This window comes from Kitasatospora sp. NPDC058492 (genome assembly GCF_042720685.1).
GTDB lineage: Bacteria > Actinomycetota > Actinomycetes > Streptomycetales > Streptomycetaceae > Kitasatospora.
Genome location: NZ_JBHXMU010000004.1, coordinates 187775 through 211557 on the forward strand (window position 1 = coordinate 187775; position 23783 = coordinate 211557).

At 73.7% G+C, this 23783-nt stretch carries 24 protein-coding genes; 10 read left to right on the forward strand and 14 right to left on the reverse strand.

What is annotated here, in order from left to right:
- Nucleotides 1-39: 39 nt before the first annotated feature.
- Nucleotides 40-969 (reverse strand): NADP-dependent oxidoreductase, encoded by a 930-nt coding sequence (locus ACFWPI_RS04590; protein ID WP_380368919.1) that lies wholly within the window; start codon nucleotides 967-969, stop codon nucleotides 40-42.
- A gap of 166 nt (nucleotides 970-1135) precedes the next feature.
- Between ACFWPI_RS04590 and ACFWPI_RS04595 the strand changes: the two genes are divergently transcribed.
- The 5 genes from ACFWPI_RS04595 to ACFWPI_RS04615 all read left to right on the forward strand — a co-directional run bounded on the left by ACFWPI_RS04595 (nucleotide 1136) and on the right by ACFWPI_RS04615 (nucleotide 6649).
- Complete coding sequence (locus ACFWPI_RS04595) at nucleotides 1136-2566, forward strand: LuxR C-terminal-related transcriptional regulator (protein WP_380368917.1); 1431 nt, start codon at nucleotides 1136-1138, stop codon at nucleotides 2564-2566.
- A gap of 13 nt (nucleotides 2567-2579) precedes the next feature.
- The gene (locus ACFWPI_RS04600; RefSeq protein ID WP_380368914.1) at nucleotides 2580-3062 is read left to right on the forward strand and encodes a protein-tyrosine phosphatase family protein; all 483 of its coding nucleotides are present in this window, start codon (nucleotides 2580-2582) and stop codon (nucleotides 3060-3062) included.
- A 252-nt stretch (nucleotides 3063-3314) separates the two neighbouring features.
- Nucleotides 3315-4070 (forward strand): (5-formylfuran-3-yl)methyl phosphate synthase, encoded by a 756-nt coding sequence (locus ACFWPI_RS04605; protein ID WP_063349831.1) that lies wholly within the window; start codon nucleotides 3315-3317, stop codon nucleotides 4068-4070.
- 8 nt (nucleotides 4071-4078) lie between these two features.
- Nucleotides 4079-5482 carry an aldehyde dehydrogenase family protein gene (locus ACFWPI_RS04610; RefSeq protein ID WP_380368909.1) on the forward strand — a complete coding sequence of 468 codons (1404 nt, stop codon included), beginning with the start codon at nucleotides 4079-4081 and terminating at the stop codon, nucleotides 5480-5482.
- A 27-nt stretch (nucleotides 5483-5509) separates the two neighbouring features.
- A complete protein-coding gene (locus ACFWPI_RS04615) occupies nucleotides 5510-6649 on the forward strand; it encodes an NAD(P)-dependent alcohol dehydrogenase (protein ID WP_380369117.1) in 1140 nt (379 codons plus the stop codon).
- A gap of 41 nt (nucleotides 6650-6690) precedes the next feature.
- Here the strand turns inward: ACFWPI_RS04615 and ACFWPI_RS04620 are convergent, their stop codons facing one another.
- The 10 genes from ACFWPI_RS04620 to ACFWPI_RS04665 form a co-directional block, all read right to left on the reverse strand.
- On the reverse strand, nucleotides 6691-7596 hold the full coding sequence (locus ACFWPI_RS04620; RefSeq protein ID WP_380368906.1) for a class I SAM-dependent methyltransferase: 906 nt from the start codon (nucleotides 7594-7596) through the stop codon (nucleotides 6691-6693).
- A gap of 165 nt (nucleotides 7597-7761) precedes the next feature.
- Nucleotides 7762-8286: a hypothetical protein gene (locus ACFWPI_RS04625; RefSeq protein WP_380368903.1), complete on the reverse strand. Its 525-nt coding sequence runs from the start codon at nucleotides 8284-8286 to the stop codon at nucleotides 7762-7764.
- 327 nt (nucleotides 8287-8613) lie between these two features.
- A complete protein-coding gene (locus ACFWPI_RS04630) occupies nucleotides 8614-9597 on the reverse strand; it encodes an urease accessory protein UreD (protein WP_380368900.1) in 984 nt (327 codons plus the stop codon).
- A complete protein-coding gene (ureG, locus tag ACFWPI_RS04635) occupies nucleotides 9594-10214 on the reverse strand; it encodes an urease accessory protein UreG (protein WP_063349828.1) in 621 nt (206 codons plus the stop codon). The genes ACFWPI_RS04630 and ureG overlap by 4 nt, the downstream gene beginning before the upstream one ends.
- A gap of 97 nt (nucleotides 10215-10311) precedes the next feature.
- Nucleotides 10312-11067 carry an urease accessory protein UreF gene (locus ACFWPI_RS04640; protein ID WP_380368896.1) on the reverse strand — a complete coding sequence of 252 codons (756 nt, stop codon included), beginning with the start codon at nucleotides 11065-11067 and terminating at the stop codon, nucleotides 10312-10314.
- On the reverse strand, nucleotides 11064-12788 hold the full coding sequence (ureC, locus tag ACFWPI_RS04645) for an urease subunit alpha (RefSeq protein ID WP_380368893.1): 1725 nt from the start codon (nucleotides 12786-12788) through the stop codon (nucleotides 11064-11066). Before ureC ends, ACFWPI_RS04640 begins: the two co-directional genes overlap by 4 nt.
- Entirely contained in the window at nucleotides 12788-13186 is a 399-nt protein-coding gene (locus tag ACFWPI_RS04650) for an urease subunit beta (RefSeq protein ID WP_063349825.1), read from the reverse strand. The genes ureC and ACFWPI_RS04650 overlap by 1 nt, the downstream gene beginning before the upstream one ends.
- A 52-nt stretch (nucleotides 13187-13238) precedes the next feature.
- A complete protein-coding gene (locus tag ACFWPI_RS04655) occupies nucleotides 13239-14099 on the reverse strand; it encodes a sirohydrochlorin chelatase (RefSeq protein ID WP_380368888.1) in 861 nt (286 codons plus the stop codon).
- A 3-nt stretch (nucleotides 14100-14102) separates the two neighbouring features.
- Nucleotides 14103-14408 carry an urease subunit gamma gene (locus ACFWPI_RS04660; RefSeq protein WP_063349823.1) on the reverse strand — a complete coding sequence of 102 codons (306 nt, stop codon included), beginning with the start codon at nucleotides 14406-14408 and terminating at the stop codon, nucleotides 14103-14105.
- A 90-nt stretch (nucleotides 14409-14498) separates the two neighbouring features.
- On the reverse strand, nucleotides 14499-15470 hold the full coding sequence (locus tag ACFWPI_RS04665; RefSeq protein ID WP_380368885.1) for an urea transporter: 972 nt from the start codon (nucleotides 15468-15470) through the stop codon (nucleotides 14499-14501).
- A gap of 617 nt (nucleotides 15471-16087) precedes the next feature.
- Here ACFWPI_RS04665 and ACFWPI_RS04670 point away from each other — a divergent pair.
- Both ACFWPI_RS04670 and ACFWPI_RS04675 read left to right on the forward strand, forming a co-directional pair.
- On the forward strand, nucleotides 16088-17896 hold the full coding sequence (locus ACFWPI_RS04670) for an MFS transporter (protein WP_380368882.1): 1809 nt from the start codon (nucleotides 16088-16090) through the stop codon (nucleotides 17894-17896).
- Entirely contained in the window at nucleotides 17893-18468 is a 576-nt protein-coding gene (locus tag ACFWPI_RS04675; RefSeq protein ID WP_380368879.1) for a MarR family winged helix-turn-helix transcriptional regulator, read from the forward strand. The genes ACFWPI_RS04670 and ACFWPI_RS04675 overlap by 4 nt, the downstream gene beginning before the upstream one ends.
- Nucleotides 18469-18488: 20 nt before the next feature.
- On the opposite strand, the gene ACFWPI_RS04680 is transcribed toward ACFWPI_RS04675, so the two are convergent.
- Nucleotides 18489-19250, reverse strand: coding sequence for an alpha/beta fold hydrolase (locus ACFWPI_RS04680; RefSeq protein WP_380368876.1), 762 nt, complete (start codon nucleotides 19248-19250; stop codon nucleotides 18489-18491).
- A 105-nt stretch (nucleotides 19251-19355) separates the two neighbouring features.
- On the opposite strand from ACFWPI_RS04680, the gene ACFWPI_RS04685 reads away from it, so the two are divergent.
- The 3 genes from ACFWPI_RS04685 to ACFWPI_RS04695 all read left to right on the forward strand — a co-directional run bounded on the left by ACFWPI_RS04685 (nucleotide 19356) and on the right by ACFWPI_RS04695 (nucleotide 22279).
- On the forward strand, nucleotides 19356-19889 hold the full coding sequence (locus ACFWPI_RS04685; RefSeq protein ID WP_063349820.1) for a SigE family RNA polymerase sigma factor: 534 nt from the start codon (nucleotides 19356-19358) through the stop codon (nucleotides 19887-19889).
- Nucleotides 19886-20830 carry a hypothetical protein gene (locus ACFWPI_RS04690; protein ID WP_380368872.1) on the forward strand — a complete coding sequence of 315 codons (945 nt, stop codon included), beginning with the start codon at nucleotides 19886-19888 and terminating at the stop codon, nucleotides 20828-20830. Before ACFWPI_RS04685 ends, ACFWPI_RS04690 begins: the two co-directional genes overlap by 4 nt.
- 375 nt (nucleotides 20831-21205) lie before the next feature.
- Entirely contained in the window at nucleotides 21206-22279 is a 1074-nt protein-coding gene (locus ACFWPI_RS04695) for a serine hydrolase domain-containing protein (protein ID WP_380369114.1), read from the forward strand.
- A gap of 91 nt (nucleotides 22280-22370) precedes the next feature.
- Here the strand turns inward: ACFWPI_RS04695 and ACFWPI_RS04700 are convergent, their stop codons facing one another.
- Nucleotides 22371-23108 carry an SDR family NAD(P)-dependent oxidoreductase gene (locus ACFWPI_RS04700; RefSeq protein ID WP_380368869.1) on the reverse strand — a complete coding sequence of 246 codons (738 nt, stop codon included), beginning with the start codon at nucleotides 23106-23108 and terminating at the stop codon, nucleotides 22371-22373.
- Between the two features lie 96 nt (nucleotides 23109-23204).
- Nucleotides 23205-23636: an Rrf2 family transcriptional regulator gene (locus ACFWPI_RS04705; protein ID WP_380368866.1), complete on the reverse strand. Its 432-nt coding sequence runs from the start codon at nucleotides 23634-23636 to the stop codon at nucleotides 23205-23207.
- Nucleotides 23637-23783 lie beyond the last annotated feature (147 nt).

Below are 23783 nucleotides of genomic sequence, written 5' to 3' on the forward strand. Positions count from 1 at the left end.
GAACATCGACGACCTCCGGCGCCCCCGGCGCCCATGGCCTCAGACCGTGAGCACGATCTTGCCGCGCAGGTGCCCGTGCTCGCTGAGCCGGTGCGCCTCGGCCGCCTCCGCCAGCGGCAGCACCTGGTGCAGCGGCAGCCGCAGGGTGCCCGCCTCGTGCAGCGCCAGCACGGCGGCATAGGCGCGCTGGTGGTAGGACTCGACGCCCTCCGCCCCACCGCTGAAGCGGACGCCGTACTCGGCGGAGCCCGCGAAGTCGACGATCGTCACCACCCGGTCCGCGGAGCCGGTCAGCTCGATGGAGAGCGGCAGCACCCCGCCCTTGCCCGCCGCGTCCAGCGCCCGGTCCACCCCGCCCGGGGCGGCGGCCCGCACCCGCTCCGCCAGGCCGTCGCCGTAGGCCACCGGGATCGCGCCCAGCTCGCGCAGGTAGGCGTGGTTGGCCTCGCCGGCGGTGCCGACCACGGTGATCCCGCGCGCCCGGGCCAGTTGCAGCAGCAGGGTGCCGACCCCGCCGGCCGCGCCGTGCACCAGCAACGTCTCGCCGGCCCGCACGCCCAGGACGCCGAGCACCCGCTCGGCGGTCTCGGCCGCCACCGGGATCGCCGCGGCCTCCTCCCAGCTCAGCGAGGCGGGCTTGCGGGCCAGCAGGTCGGCGTCGACGAGCGCCTGCTCGGCGTACGCGCCGCCCATGACGGCGCCGAACACCTCGTCGCCGGGCGCCCACGCGGTCACGTCCGGGCCGACGGCCTCCACCACACCGGCCAGCTCGTAGCCGCCGACGTGCGGGAAGGAGACCGGGAAGGCCGCCACCATCGAGCCGCTGCGCACCTTGTGGTCCAGCGGGTTGACGCCCACCGTGCGGACCGCGACCCGCACCTGGCCGGGGCCCGGGGCGGGCAGCTCGACGTCGGTCGGGCGCAGCACGTCCACGCCGCCGTACTCGGAGAAGGCGATCGCCTTGGTCATGGAATGTCCTTGCGGGTTCGGTGAGTTGTTTCTTCCGTCGGCTCCATCCTGGATCGTCCGGGGTGGTCGCCAGGCCCGCCTTTCGGATGGTTCCACCTGTCCGAACGGCCAGGCCGCCACCCCGGCCCCCGGGCTAGGCTGGCCGGCACGGGCGACGGCATCGGCGTTGACAGGCGTTGACAAGGGCGTGCGCAACGAGACGGGCGAGGACGTGGACGGCGGGGACGTGGACAGCAGGGACGGGAACGGCAGGGACGGGAACAGCGTGGACGAGCGGTGGCGGCAGCACTGGGGCCGCCCCGAGGAGGCGCTGGCGCGCGCCGTCGAGGTGCTGCGCACGCCCCGGCCGCACCTGATGGACCGGCTCTCCGAGGTGGTCGCCACCCTCGTCCCGCACGTCGCGATCGCCCAGCTCAGCGGCATCTGCACCTACTCCCCCACGCTCGCCTTCGGCCCGCCCGAGCTGACCGCCGCCGTCAGCGGCCTGGAGCTCGCCAAGCTGGCCGAGACGACCACCTCGGCGACGGCCGACGGCCGGGCCTGGCAGGGCGAGGCGCAGCTGGCCGGGCGGGCGAGGTCCGTCGTGGTGGTCACGGCGTCGGCGTCGGACGCCACCACCGCGGTGCTGGTGCTGGTCCGGGACGGCGGCGCCGACCCGGTGGCGGCCGGGGCGCTCGCCGTCCTCCAGCAGCTGTGGGACTTGGTCACCACCCACTCGCACCACCGCGCCACCGACGCAGGCCCCACCCACGCGGCGGCCTCCCGGGCCTCCGCCAACGCCCGGGCCCGGGCGATCGCCGAGTTCACCGGCTCCCACGGCGCCGCGCTCACCGCGATCCTCGCGCCGCTGCGCTCCGCCGCACTGGACGACGCCACCGCGCGCCGCGCCGCCACCGAACTGGCCGTGACGGCGCTGCTCGACCTGCGCCGGGGCGCCGACCTGGACCGGGCGCTCAGCGAGGAACCCGCCGACGCCGCGTTCGCCCGGCTCGACCAGCAGCTGCGCCCGCTGCTGCGGCACACCCGGGTGCGGCTGGACGTGGCGCCGCCGGCGGAGGCCGGCCGGTCCGTGCCGGCGGACACCGCGCACGCCGCCCGGGACGCCGTCCGGGCGGCCGTGCTCGTGATGCTGGAGCAGGACGCCGTGACCAGGCTGCACGTGAGCTGGCGGTTCGCCGGTGACACGCTGCGGGCGGTGGTGCGGGACGACGGCCCCGGCCTGCTGGCCGCCGACGCGCTGGCCGTCCACCGCACCGCCGACCGGATCGCCGCCCTCGGCGGGCGCTGCGCCATCGAGGCCGTCCACGGCTGGGGCACCACGGTGAGCGTCGACCTGCCGCTCGGCCTGCCCGAACGGCCGCACGCCACCGACCCGCTGGACGGCCTCCAGCCGCGCGAGCTGGAGGTGCTCGACCAGCTGGCCCAGGGCCGGCGCAACCGGGACATCGCCGTGGCGCTGCACATCAGCGAGTCGACGGTGAAGTTCCACGTCGCCAACATCCTGGCCAAGCTCGGCGTCTCCTCGCGCGGCGAGGCGGCGGCCCTGGCCCACCGGGCCGGGATGCCGGGCACCCCGGCCCTGCACGTCGCGTCCTGAGGAGAACCGCGAGATGACCGAGACCACCGAGACCACCGAGACCACCGGGCCGACCGGGCCGACCGGGCCGACCACGCCCTGGGACCCGGCCGCCCCCGGCGTGCTGCGCCTGCCCTCCGGCCGGCTGCTGCGCGGGCGCGGCCTCAGCCGCCCGCTGCCGCCCGGCCCGCACCCCTCCTTCGGGCTCTACCTGCTGGGCCGCCCGCCCAAGCCGCTCCCGTGGCAGGGCCGTTGGGTGCGCTGGCCCGACTTCCGGCTCCCCGCCGACCGGGCGGACGCGGCCGACGCCTTCCGCGAGGTCTGGCGGCGGTCGGCGACCGAACGCGTCGAACTCGCCTGCGTCGGCGGCCACGGCCGCACCGGCACCGCCCTCGCCTGCGTCGCGATCCTGGACGGCGTCCCGGCCGCCGAGGCCGTCGCGTACGTCCGGGAGCACTACGACCCGCACGCGGTGGAGACGCCCTGGCAGCGCCGCTTCGTGGAGCGGTGGGCCTGAGACCTGAACGGCCGTCCCGGCGGCCGGGAGCCGGAATCCCGACCCGGCGACCCGGCCGTACTCGCGTGCGACGGGTTCGAACTGGAGTGTCCGGCGCACCGATGGGTGGCCGCGCCACGGGAGTGACCCGTTCGGGCTCCGCGCGCCCTACCGGGGGTCGCGGGCCGAAGGAATGATGAGCGGATCGCACGTGATCCAGACGACCCCGCACACCGGCCCCGGCCGGTGGACCTGCGGTGGAAGGAGCCCACGTTGTTGCTGCTCATCTCCCCGGACAGTGTCGAGGAGGCCCTCGACTGTGCGAAGGCGGCGGAGCACCTCGACATCGTCGACGTCAAGAAGCCGGACGAGGGCTCGCTCGGCGCGAACTTCCCGTGGGTCATCCGGGAGATCCGCGACGCCGTCCCGGCGGACAAGCCGCTGTCCGCCACCGTGGGGGACGTCCCGTACAAGCCCGGCACGGTGGCCCAGGCCGCGCTCGGTGCGGCCGTCTCCGGCGCCACGTACATCAAGGTCGGCCTCTACGGGTGCACGACGCCCGAACAGGCCGTCGACGTCATGCGAGGAGTCGTCCGGGCCGTGAAGGACTACCGGCCGGACGCGTTCGTCGTCGCCTCGGGCTACGCCGACGCCCACCGGATCGGCTGCGTCAACCCGCTCGCGCTGCCCGACATCGCCCGCCGCTCCGGCTCCGACGCGGCCATGCTCGACACCGCGATCAAGGACGGGACCAGGCTGTTCGACCACGTTCCGCCCGAGGTCTGCGCGGAGTTCGTCCGGCTGGCCCACGAAGCCGACCTGCTCGCCGCGCTCGCGGGCAGCGTCAAGGCGGCGGACCTCGGCACGCTGACCCGCATCGGCACCGACATCGTGGGGGTGCGCGGGGCCGTCTGCGAGGGCGGCGACCGCACCGCCGGAAGGATCCGGCCGCAGCTGGTGGCCGACTTCCGGGCGGAGATGGACCGGCACGCCCGGGAGCACGCGGCCGTCGTCGCCGCCGCGAGTTGACCGCCGGCATGCCGACGAGCCGGCCCGGCCGCCCGCCCGGGCCCGACGGCGGGCGCTTCGCCGTCGTCGACCCGGCGACAGGCGAGGCCTTCGCCGAGGCCCCCGACCAGCAGCCGGACACGCTGGACGCCGTCGTCGGCCGGGCCCGCGAGGCCTGGCGCGGCTGGCGGGCCGACCCCGCCGCCCGCGCCGCCGCGTTGCGTGCGGCAGCCGACGCCGTGGAGGCGGCCGGAGCCGACCTCGCCCCGCTGCTCACCCGGGAACAGGGCAAACCCCTGGCCGAGTCGGCCGCCGAGGTCGCCCGGACGGCGGCCCGCCTGCGCTACTTCGCCGACCTGGCCCCCGCGCCCCAGCCGATCGCGGACGGCCGCCCGGTGCGCAGCGAGATCCGCTGGCGGCCGCTGGGGCCGGTCGCCGCGATCGTCCCGTGGAACTTCCCGCTCCAGCTCGCGGCGGCGAAGTTCGCGCCCGCGCTCGCCGCGGGCAACACGACGGTGCTCAAGCCCTCCCCGTTCACCCCCCTCGCCACCCGGCTGCTGGGCTCCGTCCTCGCCACCGCCCTCCCCGAGGGCGTCCTGACGATCGTCACCGGCCGCGAACCCCTCGGCGCCCGGCTCGCCTCCCACCCGGGGATCCGCCACGTGACCTTCACCGGCTCGGTCCCCACCGGTCGGGCCGTCGCGGCGGGCGCGGCCGCCTCGCTCGCCCGGGTCACCCTGGAGCTGGGCGGCAACGACGCCGCCGTCCTGCTGGACGACGTGGACGTGGACCGGATCGCGGACCGGCTGTTCTGGGCGGCGTTCCGCAACTGCGGGCAGGTCTGCATGGCGGTCAAGCGCGTCTACGCCCCGGCCCGGCTCCACTCCCAGGTGGTCGAGGCCCTCGCGGAGCGGGCGAAGAGCGTCGTCGTCGGCGCCGGACTCGACCCGGGCACCCGGCTGGGGCCGGTCAACAACGCCCCCCAACTGGCCAGGGTCGAGCGCTACACGGCCCGGGCCCTGGCAGGCGGCGCCCGGGCCGCGGCCGGTGGCCACCGACTGGACCGGCCGGGCTACTTCTTCGCCCCGACGATCCTGGCCGACGTCCCCGCCGACAGTCCGGTGGTGACGGAGGAGCAGTTCGGCCCGGTCCTGCCGGTGCTGCCGTACCGGAGCGTCGACGAGGCCGTCGAGGCGGCCAACGACACCGGATTCGGACTGGGCGGCTCGGTGTGGGGGACGGACCTCGACCGGGCCGAGGCGGTGGCCGACCGGCTGGAGTGCGGGACGGCGTGGATCAACCACCACGCCGAACTCTCCCTCGCCCAGCCCTTCGCGGGCATCAAGGAGAGCGGTGTCGGCGTCGCGGGCGGGCCGTGGGGGCTCTACGGGAACCTCAGGCCGTTCGTCGTGCACCGGCCGGAAGAGGCTTGACGATCCGGAGGAGGCGTGACGGTGACGATGAGGTTCGACGCGGCGGTACTGCGCTCGTACGAGGGCGGGTTCGCCGTCGAGGAGGTGGTCCTGAACGGGGGGCCGGCCGACGGCGAGGTCCTGGTGCGGATCGCGGGCTGCGGGATGTGCCGCACCGACCTCGCGGTCCGGCGTTCGGCGGGCCGCTCGCCGCTGCCGGCGGTGCTCGGGCACGAGGGGGCCGGGGTCGTGGTGGAGACCGGCGGCCCGCACACCGGCCTGAGCGTCGGCGACCACGTCGTGCTGAGCTTCGACTCCTGCGGACACTGCCGGAACTGCCTGGGCGCGGCCCCCGCCTACTGCGACTCCTTCGCCGCGCTCAACCTCTTCGGCGGGCGCAAGGAGGACGCGGCGCGGTTCACCGACGCGGCCGGGGGCGAACTGGCCCCCCGGTGGTTCGGCCAGTCCTCGTTCGCCGAGTACGCGATGGTTCCGGCGCGCAACGCCGTCCGGGTCGACCGCTCACTGCCCGTCGACCTGCTCGGGCCGCTCGGCTGCGGCTTCCTGACCGGTGCCGGGGCGGTGTTCAACTCCTTCGGCGCCGGCCCTGGCGACACCGTCGTGGTCCTCGGCGCGGGGGCGGTGGGCCTGGCCGCGGTGATGGCGGCCACGGCCGCCGGGGCGGTGACCGTGGCCGTCGACCGGTACCCCGAACGGCTGGACCTCGCCGAGCGGTTCGGCGCGATCCCGCTGCGCGCCGGACCAGCCGACCACGCCTCCGGGCCCGACCCTGTCCCCCGGCCCGGCCTGGCCGAGCGGATCCAGCGGCTGACCGACGGCGGCGCGCGGTACGCGCTGGACACCACGGCCTCCGCCCCGCTGATCAACGAGGCGCTCCGGGCCCTGCGCCCGACCGGCCACCTCGGGCTGGTCGCCCGGCTCCGCACCGCGCTGCCGCTCGATCCGGGGACACTGGACCGGGGCCGGCGGATCTCCCACATCTGCGAGGGGGACGCGGTGCCGGCCCTGCTGATCCCCCGGCTGACCCGGCTGTGGCAGGCCGGGAAGTTCCCCTTCGACCAGCTGATCCGCCGGTACCCGCTCGCCGCCGTCAACGAGGCCGAACGCGACTGCGACGCGGGCCGGGTGGTCAAACCCGTCCTGGTCCCGGAGCGGAGCGCCCGCTGAGCGAGGCGCTCCGCCCTCCCTGTGCCTCGGCCGGACAGGGCCTACACCCGGGGCTTGTGCGCGAACACCCAGCGGTTGCCCTCCAGCGCGTCGTTCGGCTCGGGCAGGGGGCCGCGTCCGTGCTGGTGGGTGAAGTCGAAGGGGGTGTGGACCGAGGTGATCCAGCCCTTGCCCGCCAGGGCGCCCGCGGAGTCGGGCCGCGGCTCTGCGTCGAACAGATCGAGCAGGTCGATGCCGATCTGGTGCTTCGTCGAGGTGTAGAGCGGGCTCTCGCGGTAGTCCAGCAGGCTCTTCTCCAGCTTGACCTCGTACGCCATGGCGCTGCCGCCCGCGCTCAACCGGCCGACCGTGTCGATGAGTTGCGTCTCCACGCCGTTGGGCAGGTAGAAGAGCAGCCCCTCCGCCAGCCAGACGCTCGGCACGGCCGCGTCGAAGCCGGCCTCGGTCAGCGCTGCGGCCCAGTCGGTGCACAGGTCGGCGGCGACCGGGACGCGCGCCGCCTTCGGGGAGGCCGACAGCCCGCCGAGCACCCCGTGCTTGAAGGCCAGTACGCCCTCCCGGTCGACCTCGAAGACCGTGCAGCCGGGAGGCCAGTCGAGTCGGAACGCCCGCGTGTCCAACCCGGCGCCGAGCAGGACCACTTGACGGGCGCCCGAGTGCACCGACCGGAGCAGGAAGTCGTCGAGGACCCTCGTCCGCAGACCGAAGTAGCGCGCGAACCGCCCCCACAGCGGGTTCGCGTCCCCGTCCGGCACCTGGTGCATCCGGACCGGCCAGCCCGCGGACGCCGGCGCGGCGAGCACGAAGTGTTCCGCGTAGACGTCCTGCGCCAGGGTGTCGTCCCGGTGGGTCTCGATCGCGCGTGCCGCGGCGACCAGGAGGGCCGTCAGACCGACACCGCCCTCCACCCCCTCCACACCGGTGCTCCGGTGCGCCGTACCGACCATGTGTCCTCCTCTTGAAGCGAGTTGAGAACGCGAACAGCGAGGAATGCGACTGCCTCCTCACTATCCAGCCGGCCCTCGCCCGCCCGGGAGCGGTCCCACCGGATCCACCCGACCGGGTGAATCCCGCCGTCACGGCGCCCGGACGCCCCCCGGGTGTGCTGCTGCTCACCGACCGCGCCGGGCCTGTTCGCGCACGTGCTCGGGGTACCAGCGGGTGATCCGGAACGCCAGCACCAGCAGGATCACCGGGATGACCCAGGTCAGCCAGTCCTTCGCCGAGCCGACGTGCAGGGCCGCCAGCCCCAGGAGCGCCGTGATCAGGAAGACCGTGCCCCAGAGCGCGGTCAGCAACCGGTTGGTGCGCCGGAACCGCGGCGTGCCCCAGACCTCCGGCGGCGTGGACTCCCGGGCGTACTGCTCGGTGAACGGGGTGAACGCCAGCGATCCCAGGGCCACCGCCGCGAGCACGCCGCTGGACAGCACCTGCGCGTAGGTCTCCAGCCAGACCAGGCTGTGCCGGTCGAGCACCAGGCCCAGTACGCAGAGCACGGCGAAGAAGACCACGCCGGCGATGGTGAGCACCTTGAGCGCACGGTGGCGCGTGTCCGGCAGGGCGACGACGAGCGCGGCGACCAGCGCCGTCAGGGCCGCCAGTTTCCAGGTGCTCGGCCCGGCGATGACGTCGAACACGATCCACGGGACGAACGAGAGGAAGACCGAACCGGACCGCAGACCGCCCCGGCCCTGGCGTCCCGGCCCCGGACCGGGACCGGGACCGGGACCGGGACCGGGGGCGGGGGCCGGGGCGGGATCGGCTGCCGGGCCGGATACGGGGTCGGGCGGGGAAGGTCCGAACGTGGGTCGGTGCATGAGAGCCTCCGGTTCCATGCTGCGACCAGGCCGGTCCGGCTGCATCCGGGGCCGCCCTCGCCCCCTCGCGCCCCCTCCCCGAGGCGCCGGGGCGCTTCGGGGCGCTTCGGGGAGGTGCGGGGAGGTGCGGGGAGGTGCGGAGCGGGGTCAGGTCTTGCGCAGGGCCGGGGCCGGGGCGCCGATGAGGAGCCGGCGCACGGCGTCCCAGGCGGTGCGCTGGGCGGCGGCGCAGGCGCGGGTGTCGGAGCCGAGCAGGCGGAGCCAGGCGCCGCTGTCGTGCGGGAGGACGCTGACGCCGTGGAGCAGGCCGCTGCCGGCCAGGGCCTCGTGCAGGGTGTCGGCGACCTGCGCGGCGGGGGCGAGCGGCGTGACGACGTAGAGGCTCGCCATGACGTCGTGGCCGGCCAGGACCGCCGGGCCGGTGACGCCGGCCGCCGGGGGCTCCAGGCGGACGGTGTCGAGGGCGACCAACTGGCCGTCGGGTCGCCGGACTTCGAGGTCGGAGGCGAACACCTGGTAGGCGTTGCGCTCGCCCCGGGCGAGGCGGCCTGCGAGGACGGTCTCGCCGGCCAGCACGGTGGCGGTGGGGTCGACGGTGAGGACGGTGCGCTGGTAGAGCCGGGAGTCGACGAAGGGGATGACGGGCTCGGGCAGGTACTCGACGTAGGCGCGGGGGCCGGCGTCCAGGTTGACCAGCTGCGTCGCGTAGTCGAACTCCATCCGGTAGACCTTGGTGGCCGCCTGGGTGGTGAGGTGGGTCGCGGTGTCGGCGCCGCAGCGCAGATCGGTGCGGAGCCGGTCGGCCTGGAGGATGCCGCCGCCGGTGGACATCAGGAAGGTGACGGCGAGGTCCGGGCGGGCCGGGTCGAAGTAGAGCGGGCGCATGATCTGCAGCGGCGACTTCTGGTAGTGGCCGGTGAGTTCGGTGCGTTCGCCGATCCGTTCGAAGGCCAGCTCCAGCAGGCCGACCTTGCCGGGGCGCCCGACGCCCAGGGTGTCGGGCGTCCCGGCGTACCGGCGGACGGCGTACGGGACGCGGGCCGGCTCGTAGTGCCGCGGATCGAGCCGGGGCACGGCGGCCTCGGCGGCCTCCCCCGCAACCGCTTCCCCCGCGGCCGCGGTGACGGTCATGCCGGGACCTTGCGGAAGGTCTCCAGGAAGGTGGCGATCTCGTCCAGCCCGTGCCCGGTGAGGCAGTTGGTGAGCACGACCGGCCCGCCCTCGCGGACGCGGTGGGCGTCGGACTCCATGATGCCGAGGTCCGCGCGGACGTACTGGGCGATGTCGATCTTGTTGATGACCAGCAGGTCGGACTCGGTGATGCCCGGGCCGCGCTTGCGGGGCATCTTCTCGCCCTCGGCGGTGTCCAGGACGAAGAGGAAGAGGTCGACCAGGACGGGGCTGAAGGTCAGCGTGAGGTTGTCGCCGCCGGACTCGAACAGCAGGGTGTCGACGTCGGGGAAGCGCTCCAGCATCTCGGCGCCGGCCGCGAGGTTCATCGTCGGGTCGTCCCGGACGGCGGTGTGCGGGCAGGCGCCGGTCTCGACGCCGACGACCCGCTCGGGGTCGAGGACGCCGGCCAGGGTGCGACGCACGTGCTGCGCGTCCTCCTGGGTGTAGATGTCGTTGGTGATGACCGCCGGGCGGTGGCCGTTGGCGATCAGCACCGGGACGAGGGCCTCGATGAGCGCCGTCTTGCCGGAGCCGACCGGCCCGCCGATGCCCACGCGGAGCACGTTCTCGGTCATTGCTGTCTCCTTCTGATGCGGTGTGACGTTGGTTCTGTGTCCGGGAGGAGCGGGAGCTGCGACACTCCGGCGCCCGCCCGCACCTCCCGGACGCGGTTCAGCTGGCGAACAGCCGGGCCTCGGCCCGTTCGTGCCGTCCGGACATCGCGTCGGCGACCGGCACGCACCCGCCCAGGTCGTCCAACTCCCGGGCGAGGGCGGCCCGTACGGTCTCCTCGATCACCGGCGCCGCGGCCCGCAGCACCACCTGCGCCTTGCGGTGGTCGGTCAGCCGCAGCCGCAGGGCGGCGCCGACGAAGCTGGTGCAGAAGGCGAACAGGTCGCTGGCGACGGCCTGGTCGACGGGTACGGCGGCGGAGGCGTAGGCGACTCCGGCGGCCACCGGCTGGGAGCCGGGGGCCTGCTTGGCGGCGACCAGTTCGGCGTACCGGTCCAGCGGTTCGCCGCCGATCGACTCCCGGGCGATGTCGAGGAGTTGGCGCCCGGTCCGGGTGGAGGCCAGGCGCAGCTCGCGGTTGAGCTTGGTGGCGTGCAGCCGCTGGTCCACCTCGACCAGCAGGCCCCAGTCGCCGGCCCGGGCGGCGCCGTGGGCGAGGGCGAGCGCGGTGGCGTCGCCGGGGCCGACCGAGTGGCGCAGCAGGTCGGTGAGCAGGTCGGGCATGGTGTCCGCGGTGACGGCCTTGGCCTGCGCGTAGCCCTCCAGGCCGTGCGAGAGGGTGTAGAAGCCGCTGGGGAAGGCCGAGTCGGTCAGCTGGAGGCTGACCAGCAGGGCGTCGAGGCCTCCCCCGAGCCCGGGAGAGCCGGGCCCCGACGAACCGGACCCCGAAGAGCCGAGCCCTGGAGAGCCGCTCACGCGAGGTAGAACAGGTGGTTGAGCGGGAGTTCGCGGGCGGGCTCGATGGTGGCCGGCTCGCCGTCCAGGGTGACCTTGTAGGTCTCCGGGTCGACGGCGATCTTCGGCAGCGCGTCGTTGCGGACCATGTGCTGCTTGCCGACCGAGCGGCAGCGCCGTACGGGCAGGACCCGGCTGTCCAGCCCGAGTTGGGCCGGGACGCCGAGGTCGATGGCGGCCTGCGACATGAAGGAGACCCGGGTGGCCTGCCTGGCCCGGCCGAGCGCGCCGTACATCGGGCGGTAGTAGACCGGCTGCGGGGTGGGCAGCGAGGCGTTCGGGTCCCCCATCAGCGCCCAGTTGATGACGCCGCCCTTGATGACCATCTTGGGCTTGGCGCCGAAGGAGTTGATCGGCCAGAGCACGATGTCGGCGAGCTTGCCGCTCTCCAGCGAGCCGATGTGGTCGGCGGTGCCGGAGGCGATGGCCGGGTTGATGGTGAGCTTGGCGAGGTAGCGCAGGACGCGGAAGTTGTCGTTGCGCTCGGTGTCGCCGTCGAGCTTGCCGCGCTGGTCCTTGCAGTGGTGGGCGGTCTGGAAGGCGCGGGTGAAGGACTCCCCGATCCGGCCCATCGCCTGCGAGTCCGAGGAGAAGATCGAGATGACGCCCTCGTCGTGCAGGACGGTCTCGGCGGCGATCGTCTCGGCGCGGACCCGGGAGTCGGCGAAGGAGACGTCCTCGGGGATGTCGTGGCTGAGGTGGTGGCAGACCATCACCATGTCCAGCAGTTCGTCGACCGAGTTGACGGTGTAGGGCAGCGTGGGGTTGGTGGAGGACGGCAGGACGTTGGGCTCTCCGGCGATCCGCATGATGTCGGGGGCGTGGCCGCCGCCCGCGCCCTCGGTGTGGAAGGTGTGGATGGTGCGGCCGTCGATGGCGGAGAGGGTGTCCTCGAAGAAGCCGCCCTCGTTGAGGGTGTCCGTGTGGATGGCCACCTGGACGTCGTACTCGTCGGCGACGCCGAGCGCGCTGTCGATGGCGGCGGGGGTGCTGCCCCAGTCCTCGTGGACCTTGAGGCCGCAGACGCCGGCCTCGACCTGCTCGCGCAGGGCGCCGGGCAGCGAGCCGTTGCCCTTGCCGAGGAGGCCGACGTTGACCGGGAGGTCCTCGACCGCCTGGTACATCCGGTGGATGTTCCACGGGCCGGGAGTGCAGGTGGTGCCGTTGGTGCCGTCGGAGGGGCCGGTGCCGCCACCGATGAGGGTGGTGATGCCGTTGCTCAGCGCCTCCTGCACCTGCTGCGGGGCGATGAAGTGGATGTGGGTGTCGATGCCGCCGGCGGTGGCGATCAGGTGCTCGCCGGAGATCACCTCGGTGCCGGGGCCGATGACCAGCCGGGGGTGCACGCCGCTCTGGGTGTGCGGGTTGCCGGCCTTGCCGACGGCGGTGATGAAGCCGTCCTTGACGCCGATGTCGCCCTTGACCACGCCGAGGACGGCGTCCATCACGACGACGTTGGTGATCACCAGGTCCAGCGCGCCCTGGGCGGAGGTGGCGGCCGGGTCCTGGGCCATGCCGTCGCGGATGCCCTTGCCGCCGCCGTAGACGGCCTCGTCGCCGTAGTGGCCCTGGTTGAAGTCCTTCTCGATCTCGACGACGAGGTTGGTGTCGGCGAGGTGGAAGCGGTCACCGACGGTGGGCCCGAAGAGATCGGTGTACTGCTTGCGGGACAGCGTGGCCATCAGCGGTCGCCTTCCTTGTGGTCGAGGTTGGTGCCCTTGAACCCGAGGGCGATCGCCCGGTCGATCGCCCGGGCGCGGGTGTCGGCCGACCTGATGCCGCCGTCGACGAGGTTGCTGAAGCCGATCAGGCGGCCGTGTCCGCCGAACTCGGCGAGCGTGACGTCCTTGGTGTCGCCCGGCTCGAAGCGGACGGCGGTGCCGGCCGGGATGTCCAGGTGCTTGCCGTAGGCGGCGTTGCGGTCGAAGTCGAGGGCGCGGTTGGCCTCGAAGAAGTGGTAGTGCGAGCCGACCTGGATCGCCCGGTCGCCGGTGTTGCTGACCGTGATGGTGACCTGGGCGCGACCGGCGTTGATCTCCACCGGGTCGTCGCCGTACAGGTACGTGGCGCCACCAGACATGGCGGGCCCTTCCTCTCTGTCGGTTCAGTTCAGTCGGTTCAGTTCAGTCGGTTCAGTGATGTGTGTGGCCGTGGGTGTGTCCGCCGGTGGCACCGTGGCCGTGCGAGTGGTCCCCGCCGGGGCCGTGGCTGTGCGCGTAGCCGTGCCCGTGCTCGGCGTCGAGGCCGGCCAGGATGCCGTCCTCGCCGTGGCCGAGCAGGTGCAGGGCCGCCGCGGTGCGGGCGGCGACGACGCCGGCGATCGCGGACGGCCGCAGCAGCGGCCCGCCGTCCCGCACCCCGGGCAGTTCGGTGCGCAGCGCCGGTCCGAACGAGGCCGGGACGGCCGTCACTTCGCGGGCGCCGAGCAGCCGGCAGCGTTCGGCGCCCTCGGCGAGGTCGGGGTCGCCGCCCGCGAAGGCCACCTCGACCCAGCGGTGGTGGCCGTACTGGCGGACCAGCCGGGCGATCCGGAACAGGTCCGCGTCCTCGAAGGGGCCGGCCGCCGGGGCGGTGACCAGCACGGCGCCGTCGGGCCCGGGGGCGGCGGAGGCCGCGGCCCGCAGCCAGCCGACGAGGTGGTCCTTGCCGCCGAACGCCCCGGTCAGGGCGAGTCGTCCGCGCCCCTCCCCTGCGGCCAGCCAGCGCAGCGCCCGGGCGGTGTCGGCCACCAGCTTCGGGTCGCGGCCCAGCGTCATCGGGACGACGCACACCGGGCCGTCGGTGGCGGCCAGCGCCGAGCGGACGGCCTCGCCGAGCGCCCGGCCGGCGGCGGCCGCGGCGTGGACGGCGGGCTCGCGCTCCACCAGGGCGGCCAGGTCCCGGCCGCCGTCGCTCTCGTGCCCGCCGGCCAGCACCACCGTGGCGGCGGACGTCGGGGCCGAGGTCGGCGCGGGCGTCGGACCGGTCACCGTTTCCGCCTGACGTAGCGTCATGGCTCAGGCACCCACCGGGTCGTGGCAGGAGACCAGCTTGGTGCCGTCCAGGAACGCGGCCTCGACCTGGAGCAGCGGCAGCATCTCGCGGACGCCGGGCATGACGTCCTCGCCGCTGACGACCTGCTTGCCGATCTCCATGCACTCGGCGACGGTGCGCCCGTCCCGGGCGCCCTCCATGATCGCCTCGCTGATCAGCGCGCAGGCCTCGCTGTAGTTCAGTTTCACACCGCGGTCGCGGCGTTTGCGGGCCAGATCGGCCACGACGTAGATGTACAGCTTGTCCATCTCACGCGGGGCGAGATTCACGGGAATCACTCTTCCTTTCCGAGGGAACTCCGCAGGAACTCCGAATGAACACGCCTGTCACGGGCGGGAATTCGGGCTACCGAAACCCGGTCAGACTCTGCGCAGCCGGGGAATGGCCGGCACCGCCGCCAGGAACAGCATGGTGGTCAGGACGAACGGCCAGGTGAAGGCGTGGCCGCCGAACGGCGCGGTGGCGGCGGCCAGCGCCGGGGTCAGGACGGTCGCGGCGGCCGCGCCGAGGACGGCGTAGGCCGCGCTCCACCCGCCGGGGGCGACGAACACGCCGCACAGCGCCATCGCGACGAGCACCCCGCTGTACCCGAGCAGCCCCTGGCCGACGGCGTCGGCGGGCGCGCCGAGCGCCCAGGCGGTGAGCAGCCCGGTCGCGCTGCCCGCGCAGGCCAGCAGGCCGGCCGGGCGGCTGGCCGCGAAGATGCCGGCCAGGAACAGCAGGCCGACGTACCACTGGGGCATGAAGAAGATCTGGCCGATGTTGGCGAAGAACCCGTGCCACAGCTGGTCCCAGGTCAGCCCGATCGGGCCGGCGGCCGGCCCGGCCAGGGCGGTCGGGGCGCCGGTGCCGTGCCACAGGTGGCGGAAGCCGGGCGCCGCGGCCGTCGTCGCGGTGGCGACCAGGCAGAACGGCGCGGTGAGCGCGGGCAGTTTCCAGCTGTCGAGCACCGCGCCGAGGCCCGCGGTGACCACCACGGCGACGACGGCGCCGAGGACGGCCGCCGCGACGGTGGCGGGGTGGTCGGGGCCGAGGAACACCGCGCACCCCAGCGCCACCAGGCAGCCGTTGTAGCCGTGCAGCCCGGCCTCGACGGCGTCGCGCGCCAGCCGCAGGCCGTACGCGACGGCGGTGCCGACGGCGCTGCCGAGCAGGCCGTAGACGCCGTAGCGCCAGCCGGCCGCGAAGAGTGCGGCCACGAAGAACAGGCCGCAGACGGCGGACGGCATGAAGTCCACCTGCGCGACGCCGCGCAGGACTTCGACGGCTAACTTGAGGGATATCGGGCGGGCGGCCCCCGAGGCCCCCGGCTCACCCTTTTTCTGACCCATACTTCGCACCAATTCCCGGTACGGCTTTTCACGGCATGGCGAATAGTCCCGCAAGGCTGCTCGGCTTTACTCGCGAGCACGCCCGGCGATTCCTCCGGAACCGTACTCCTGCGGAATGCCGGTCGGCGCGGACACGACCGGTTACACCCGTATGGCGAAGGGTGATCATCAGGCCCCTGAGCTGCAACAATATGTTGATTACGCAGGTCAGCGACCCCCCTATGGAGAGCCATTCTTTGCGAAGTTTTACTTGCGACAGACGAAAACGAGAAGGTGGTCATGTCAAGGAATTCGACACGAAGCCGCCCCGGTCAGGCAATTCGGACATCCGGCGCCGCGAAAAGGCGGCGCAGCGCTGCGGGAATGTGGCGGAAATGTGTATGCGCCGCGTCGGAAAGCAGCCGGGCCTGCGGACGCGGGCCTGCGAGCACGAACCGGCCGCCGGGCTCCCGGCAGCGCGGGAGCGGACCGATGGCCGGCGGCCAGCGGCCGGTGGCGGCCTCCGGGACGCCTGCGGGCTACCGGCAGTGGGGTGGTCGGACTATCGTTAGTTAGCGAAAGCTATCGAAGTACTCTCCGACTGGCGGCCCCGGTCTGCCACTCACCTGGGGGCAGCGGTGGCGACGAAGATCCCGAACAACGGCAGGCGCCGGCCCGTCCGCGCGGTCCGCGGAGCCGTGGCGGCGGACCATCCCCGGTACAAGTGGGTCGCCCTCTCCAACACCACGCTCGGCACCCTGATCGCCACCGTCAACGCCTCGATCGTCCTGATCTCCCTCCCCGCGATCTTCAACGGCATCGGCCTCGACCCGCTCCAACCCGGCAACGTCAGCTACCTGTTGTGGATGCTGATGGGCTACATGCTGGTCACCGCCGTCCTGGTGGTCACCCTCGGCAGGCTGGGCGACATCCACGGCCGGGTCCGGATCTACAACGCCGGCTTCCTGATCTTCACCCTCACCTCGGTGGCCCTCTCCCTCGACCCGCTGCACGGCGGGCCGGGCGCGCTGTGGCTGATCGGCTGGCGGGTGGTGCAGGCGATCGGCGGCTCGATGCTGATGGCCAACTCGGCCGCGATCATCACCGACGCGTTCCCCGCCCACCGGCGCGGCATGGCGCTGGGGGTGAACATCGTCGCGGGCATCGCCGGCTCCTTCATCGGCCTGGTGCTGGGCGGGCTGCTGGCCGAGTGGAACTGGCGGTCGATCTTCTGGGTCAACGTGCCGATCGGCATCCTCGGCACGGTCTGGGCCTACCGGTCGCTGCGCGAGACCGGCGTACGGCGGCCCGCCCGGATCGACTGGTGGGGCAACGTCACCTTCGCCGTCGGCCTGACCGCCCTGCTGGCCGCGATCACCTACGGCATCCAGCCCTACGGCGGCCACACCATGGGCTGGACCAGCCCATGGGTGATGGGCGGGCTGTTCGGCGGCGTGGCGCTGCTGATCGCCTTCTGCCTGGTCGAGTCCAGGGTCGCCGAGCCGATGTTCCCGCTGGCGCTGTTCCGCGACCCGGTCTTCGCCGGCGGCAACGCGGCCACCCTGCTGGGCTCGATCGCCCGCGGCGGCCTCCAGTTCATGCTGATCATCTGGCTGCAGGGCATCTGGCTGCCGCTGCACGGCTACGACTACGCCGACACCCCCCTGTGGGCGGGCATCTACCTCGTCCCGCTGACCGTCGGCTTCCTGGCCGCCGGGCCGGTCTCGGGCTACCTCTCCGACCGGGCCGGGGCCCGGCTGTTCGCCTCCGGTGGACTGGTGGTGATGGCCCTGTCCTTCGCCGGACTGCTGCTCCTGCCCACCGACTTCGGCTACCCGTGGTTCGCCGTCCTGGTGTTCCTCAACGGCTTGGGCGGCGGCCTGTTCGCGGCCCCCAACACCTCGCTGATCATGTCGAGCGTGCCGGCCGAGGCCCGCGGCGCCGCCTCCGGCATGCGGGCCACCTTCCAGAACGCCGGCATGGTGCTCTCGATCGGCGTCTTCTTCTCGCTGATGGTGGCCGGCCTGGCCGGCTCGCTGCCGCACACCCTCACCGCCGGACTGACCGCGCAGGGCGTGCCCGCCGCCGACGCGCACACCATCGCCTCGCTGCCACCGGTCGGCACGCTCTTCGCCGCGTTCCTCGGGTACAACCCGATCCAGCAGCTGCTGGGCCCGCACGTGCTCGGCATGCTGCCGGCGGCCAACGCCCGGACGCTGACCGGCCGGGAGTTCTTCCCGCAACTGATCTCGGGCCCCTTCCACGACGGCCTGGTCGTGGTGTTCTGGCTGGCGATCGCCATGTCGCTGGTCGCCGCAGCGGCCTCGCTGGTCCGCGAGCGGACCGGGCCGCGCCGCACCCGCCGCACCCAGCCGGGCACGGTCGGGCCCGCTGAACGGCCCGGCGTGCGCCGGCCCGCACCGCGCGGAAAGGCCCGCAGGCCATGACCGGACGCGATGCCGTGACCGGCGCCGACACCGCGACCGACGCCGAGGCCGAGGCCGGGGCCGGGGCCGGTCTCTCCGCCGAGGCCGTCGTCCGGCTGCGCCTGGCGATCGGCCGGCTCAACCGGCAGATGGCCCGCGCCTCCGGCGGCCAGGACCTCACCGTCGCCCAACTCTCCGCCCTGGCCCGGGTGGAGGTGCACGGCCCGCTGCGGCTCGGCGAACTCGCCGCGCGGGAGGGGGTGGCCGTGCCGTCCGTGCTCCGCACGATCGCCCCGCTGACCGCCGACGGCCTGATCGCCAAGACCCCCGACCCGCTGGACGGCCGTTCCCAGCTGCTCGAACTCACCCCGGCCGGCCTGGCGGCGATCACCCGGATCCGCCGGGAGCGCTCCGCCCTGCTGGCCCGCCGCAGCGCGCGCCTCACCCTGCAGCAGTGCCGCCAACTGGAGGCGGCCGTACCGCTGTTGGAGCTGCTGCTGGACGATCCCGACCCGGCCTTCCCCGGCCAAGCCTGCCCCGACCCGCCCTGCCCCGACCCGGCCTACCCCGACCGGCGCGACTCCGCCGGCTGAGGCAGCGCTCCTCGGGGCGCCTACGCCGTCTCGCGGAGGAATCCGGTGAGCAACTCGAAGGTCTCCTCGGGCCGTTCGAGGCCGGGGAAGTGGCCGGCCCAGGGCAGTTCGAGCCGGCGGGCGCCGGGGATCCGGGTCGCCAAGGAGTCGGCGATCTGCCGGAAGTCGTCCACGTCGTGGCCGCCGGTCACGACCAGGCAGGGCGCCGTGATCCGGGAGAGGTCCGCTTCGTCGTCGGTGGGGCCGATCTCGGCGTCCGTCTGCACCTCGAAGGCGCGCCGCTGCATCCGGCGGACGAGTTCGCGGGCCTCGTCGCCCGCCTCCGGGCCCAGCCAGGTCTCCACGTTGAGCTCGACGGCGCCCTCGACGTCCCCGGTCGCGAGGAGTTCCCGCTCCCGTGCGGCGAAGGCCATCAGGGCGTCACCGGCGACGTGCTCGGCCGCCCCGGAGCAGAGCAGGGCCAGCGCGGTGACGGCCCCGGGGCGCAGCGCCGCCACGTCCATGGCGACCTTCCCCCCGTACGAGGCGCCGATCAGCGCGGTGCTCTCGACGCCCAGGTGGTCGAGGAGCGCCAGCACGTCCTGCGCGTCGCTGTACGGGGCGTCGGCCGGCGGCGTGTCGCCGAAGGCCCGGAAGTCGCCCCGGATCACCCGGTAGCCCGCGTCGACCAGCCCCTGCCACTGCGGGTCCCACATCCTCCGATCGCACACGGACGAGTGCAGCAGCACCACGGTGGGGCGGTCGCCCGGCAGGTCATGAGATACGTCATGGGAGAGGATCATCCGCGGATCGTATCGACGCCTCTGGGGGACGCCAACCGGTTTGGTGATCGGAGGGAGTAAGCGCTTTGGGCCGCTTCCGGGCTCTAGGTGGGTGAGGAGGTGCTCATGGGAGGCACGAAGACCGACCGGGACGAGGAGTTCCAGGCGTTCATCGTCGGGGCCTGGCCACGGCTGCTGCGGACGGCGTACCTGTTGGCCGGGGAGCAGTACGCGGCCGAGGACCTGGTGCAGTCCGCGGCGGAGAAGGCCTGCGCGGCCTGGGCGAAGGTGCGACGGGCCGGCGATCCGCACAGCTACGTGCGGCGGATCCTGGTGAACGAACACGCCCGCCGCTGGCGCCGCCGCGCGCCGGAACTGCTGGTGTACGCCGTGCCGGACGAGGCCGGAGCAGAGGACTGCTACGCCCGCTCCGACCAGCGCGGCGCGCTGATGACGGCGCTGGCCGCCCTGCCGGCCCGCCAGCGCGAGGCCGTGGTGCTGCGCTACTGGGAGGACCTGAGCGACAGCCAGGCCGCCGAGGCGATGGGCTGCTCGACGGGCGCCGTGCGCAGCCACGCGGCCAAGGGGATCGCGAGACTGCGGGGGGCCGCAGCGCTGAAGGAAATCAAGGGCATGACGAGCATCGGAGGTGCGGTATGAGCGCGGGCGGCAACGGCGGGACGGTCGGCATGGGCGCGGCGGGCGACGACGGCGACGTGTGGGTCGGACTCGGCCTGGCGGAGGTGGCGGCCGGGGCCAGGATCAGCCCGGCGCCGATGGCGGACATCATGGCGGGCGGCCGCCGGATCCGGCGCCGTCGCCGGTCGGTGGTCGGCGCGCTCGCACTGGCCTCGGTGGTGGTGCTGGGCGGCGGGACGATGGCGGGTCTGCACAGCTCCCCCGCGAGCAGCGGCGCCCAGGCGCTCGTCCCGGCCAACGGCGGTCCCGGCGGCGGCACCGGGGGCGGCCCGGCCGCCCAGCCGTCCGGCACGGCGACGGCCGAGCGGGACCCGTTCACCCCGGTCCGGGTGACGCTCGCCCAGGGCAACACCCCCGACGGCAAGACGTGGAAGCTCTGGACGGCGCTCTGGCCGGTCGCCCCGAAGGAGCGGGCGTACGAGCAGGCGGTGGCCGTCTGGGAGGAGCGCCACGCCGTCGACTCCTCGCTCGACAAGCCGACGGAGGCGTACGTCCAGCAGTACTGGCAGCCCAACGAGGACGTCGTGAACGACTACGTCACCCTGGACGGGGTGCGCCAGCCGCACGACAACGCGGGCAGCTACCCGGCGCCGGGCCACCTCGACCCGCGGATGGCCGACACGTTCAGCGGCGGCCTGATGGGCGCCCGGGACAAGTCCGGCACGCCCGGTCCGCTCCCGATCAAGCTCGCCGTGATGGCCCTCGGCCCGGACGTCGGCAAGGTCCTGGTGACCTGGTCGGACGGCACGGTCATGGAGCCGTGGCTGAAGGCCGTCGGGGACTCCCCGTACCAGCGGCTGGTGGTACCCGAGCAGCCGGGCAAGAAGGTGACGTCGTGGCAGTTCTTCGACAAGAACGGCACCAAGCTGCCGGACGCCGGCGAGAAGATGCTGACCGAGTAGCGGTCGACGCGACCGGCTGAACACGACCGGGCGGCCACGGCCGCCCGACCAGGCCCGCGGGGCGATCGGCGTGGGATCGGCGTGCGGGGCGGTCGGTGCGCATCGCGGAAACGTGGGAGAAAGTGCTCCCCCGGTCGAGGGAGGTCATCGGCGGGCCGCCCGAGCAGACTGGCGATCACAGCCGGGGAGGACTTCCCGGCCTCCCCTTGATTGCACCGGAGTTGACTCGTGCGTGAGCAGATGTGGCAGCCGCTTTCCTCCCGACCTTCCTCCTGGCGTTCGTCCCGGCTTTCCTCCGGGCTTTCCTCCCGGCGCCCGCAGGCCGGTCGGCGCGGGGTCGTCGTGGCGGCGGCGGCCGCGGTGGCCGTCGGCGTCATGACCGCGGGCACCGCCCTGGCGCCGTCCACGGCCGCCGCCGCCCCCCGCCCGGACACCGTCCAGCAGGGGCTGAACGCGCTGGTCCGTGACGACGGCCTGCCCGCCGCGCTGGCCAGCGTCCAGGGCCGTGACGGCCGCACCCGCACCTACACCGCGGGGGTCGGCGACGTCACCACCCGCGCGAAGGTGCCGGTCGACGGCCAGGTGCGGATCGGCAGCAACACCAAGACGTTCACGGCGGTGGTCGTGCTGCAGCTGGTCGGCGAGGGGAGGATCGGCCTCGACGAGCCCGTCGAGACCTACCTCCCGGGCCTGGTCCGCGGCGACGGCATCGACGGGCGCCACATCACGGTCCGCCAGCTCCTCCAGCACACCAGCGGGCTCCCGGACTACGAGGGAGACCTCGACGAACCCTCCCTCCAGCACCGGTACTTCGAGCCGCGCGACCTGCTGGACATCGCCTTCCAGCACAAGGCCGACTTCGCCCCGGGGGCGGGCTTCAAGTACAGCAGCACCAACTACGTGCTCGCCGGCCTGGTCGTCCAGAAGGTCACCGGCCGCCCCATCGCCGAGCAGATCGACCAGCGCATCATCAAGCCCCTCGGCCTGCGGCACACCTACTACCCCGCCCAGGGCGACCGGACCATCCGCGAGGCCCACCCCCAGGGCTACCGCAAGGACGCGGCCGACGGGCACCTGATCGACTTCACCGAGATGGACCCCTCCGCGGGCGGGGCGGCGGGCCAGATGATCTCCACCAACTCCGACGTCAACCAGTTCTTCACCGCCCTCCTCGGCGGCCGCCTCCTGCAACCGGCCCAGCTCGCCCAGATGCGCACCACCGTCCCCATCGGCGACAGCGGCGCCGCCTACGGCCTGGGGCTCATCAGCCGGCCGCTGTCCTGCGGCGGCGTCTACTGGGGCCACGGCGGCGACATCCCCGGCTACGAGACCCGGGGCGGGGCGACGGACGACGGCCGCGCCGTCAACATCGCGGTGACCACCGTCCCGCCGGACGCCGCCGGCTCGGAGCACGTCGAGAACGTCGTGGACACGGCCCTGTGCCGCTGACCGAAGTCCGGTGAGGGAGTGGGAAGTCGGCGGGTCCGACTTCCCACTCCGCTTTTCCACTCCGCTCAGGTTCTGTCCCGAGGTGAATCCCCTAGAGCTGGGTGACGCCGCCGTCGACGAGCAGTTCCGCGCCGGTGGTGAAGGAGCTCTGGTCCCCGGCCAGGTAGAGGGCGGTGGCGGCGACCTCCTCGGGTCGGCCGATGCGGCCGAGCGGGGTCGTGGCGACGGCCTGATCGACCTGGGGGTACGCCGCCCGCAGCTCGTCGGCCCCGGGGGTCGCGACCGGGCCCGGGGTGAGGGCGTTGACCCGGATGCCCCGACCGGCAAGTTCGGTGGCCCAGGTGCGGGCGAGGCTGCGGATCGCGGCCTTGGTGGCGGCGTAGACGCCCAGGCCCGGGACGCCGCGCAGGGCCGCGCTGGAGGAGAGCAGGATCACCGAGGCGCCGGCCGACAGCAGCGGGAGGGCCTTCTGCACGGTGAAGACCGTGCCCTTGAGGTTCACGGAGGTGGTGTGGTCGTACTCCTCCTCGGTGATCTCGCCGAGCAGGCCGAAGTCCCCGAGGCCGGCGTTGGCCACGACGACGTCGAGCCGGCCGCTGCGTTCGGTGATCTCGGCGAAGAGCCGGTCGAGGTCGTCGAGCTTCGACACGTCGCCCCGGATGCCGACACCCCGGCTGCCGACCTGCTCGACGGCGGCCGCCAGCTCGGCTTCGCGGCGCCCGGTGAGGTACACGGTCGCCCCCTCGGCGGCGAAGCGGCGGGCGATGGCCAGGCCGATGCCGGTGGAGGCGCCGGTGACGAGGGCGGTCTTGTTGTCCAGCTGTCCCATGAGATTCTCCGAATCTTGACGTAACTATTCTTGTTACATTTTTGGGCACAAAAAGCGGCGCAGGAAGCGACGCAGGAAGCACTGCCACGGCCGAGGCTAGGCGGCCTTCAGCACGTCGCGCAGCACATCCTCCAGCGTGGTCCCCGCCAGCTCCCGGCGGAGGGTGGCCTCGATCCCGCCGTAGACGGCGGCCATCACCGGAGCGATGCCGTGGCCCACGACGCACTCGGGGTCGGGCGTGGCGGGATGCAGGGCGAAGATCGGTCCCGGCTCCACCGCCTCGTAGACGTCGAGCAGGGTGATCGCCGACAGGTCCCGCGACAGCGTCCAGCCGGCCCCGGCACCCCTTCGCGAGTCGACCAGGCCCGCCTTGCGCAGCTGGGCCAGCAGGCGGCGGATCACCACGGGATTGGTGTTGACGCTCGTCGCGATCTGCTCGGAGGTGGCGACCTCGTGGCCACGGCGCTGGTACAGCCCGATCCAGGTCAGGGAGTGTGCGGCGACGGTCAACCTACTGTTCGCACTCATGCCGCCCATCACCCCTCTCCATGTCGTAACTGTAATAGTTACATCGGCCTACGACAAGCCCCGGCGGAGTCGAGGTGGGCGTGGGGGGGGGCGCGCAGCCCACACACCAGGAGTTGAAGGTTGGGTGGTGGGAGGGGGGGGCGGTGC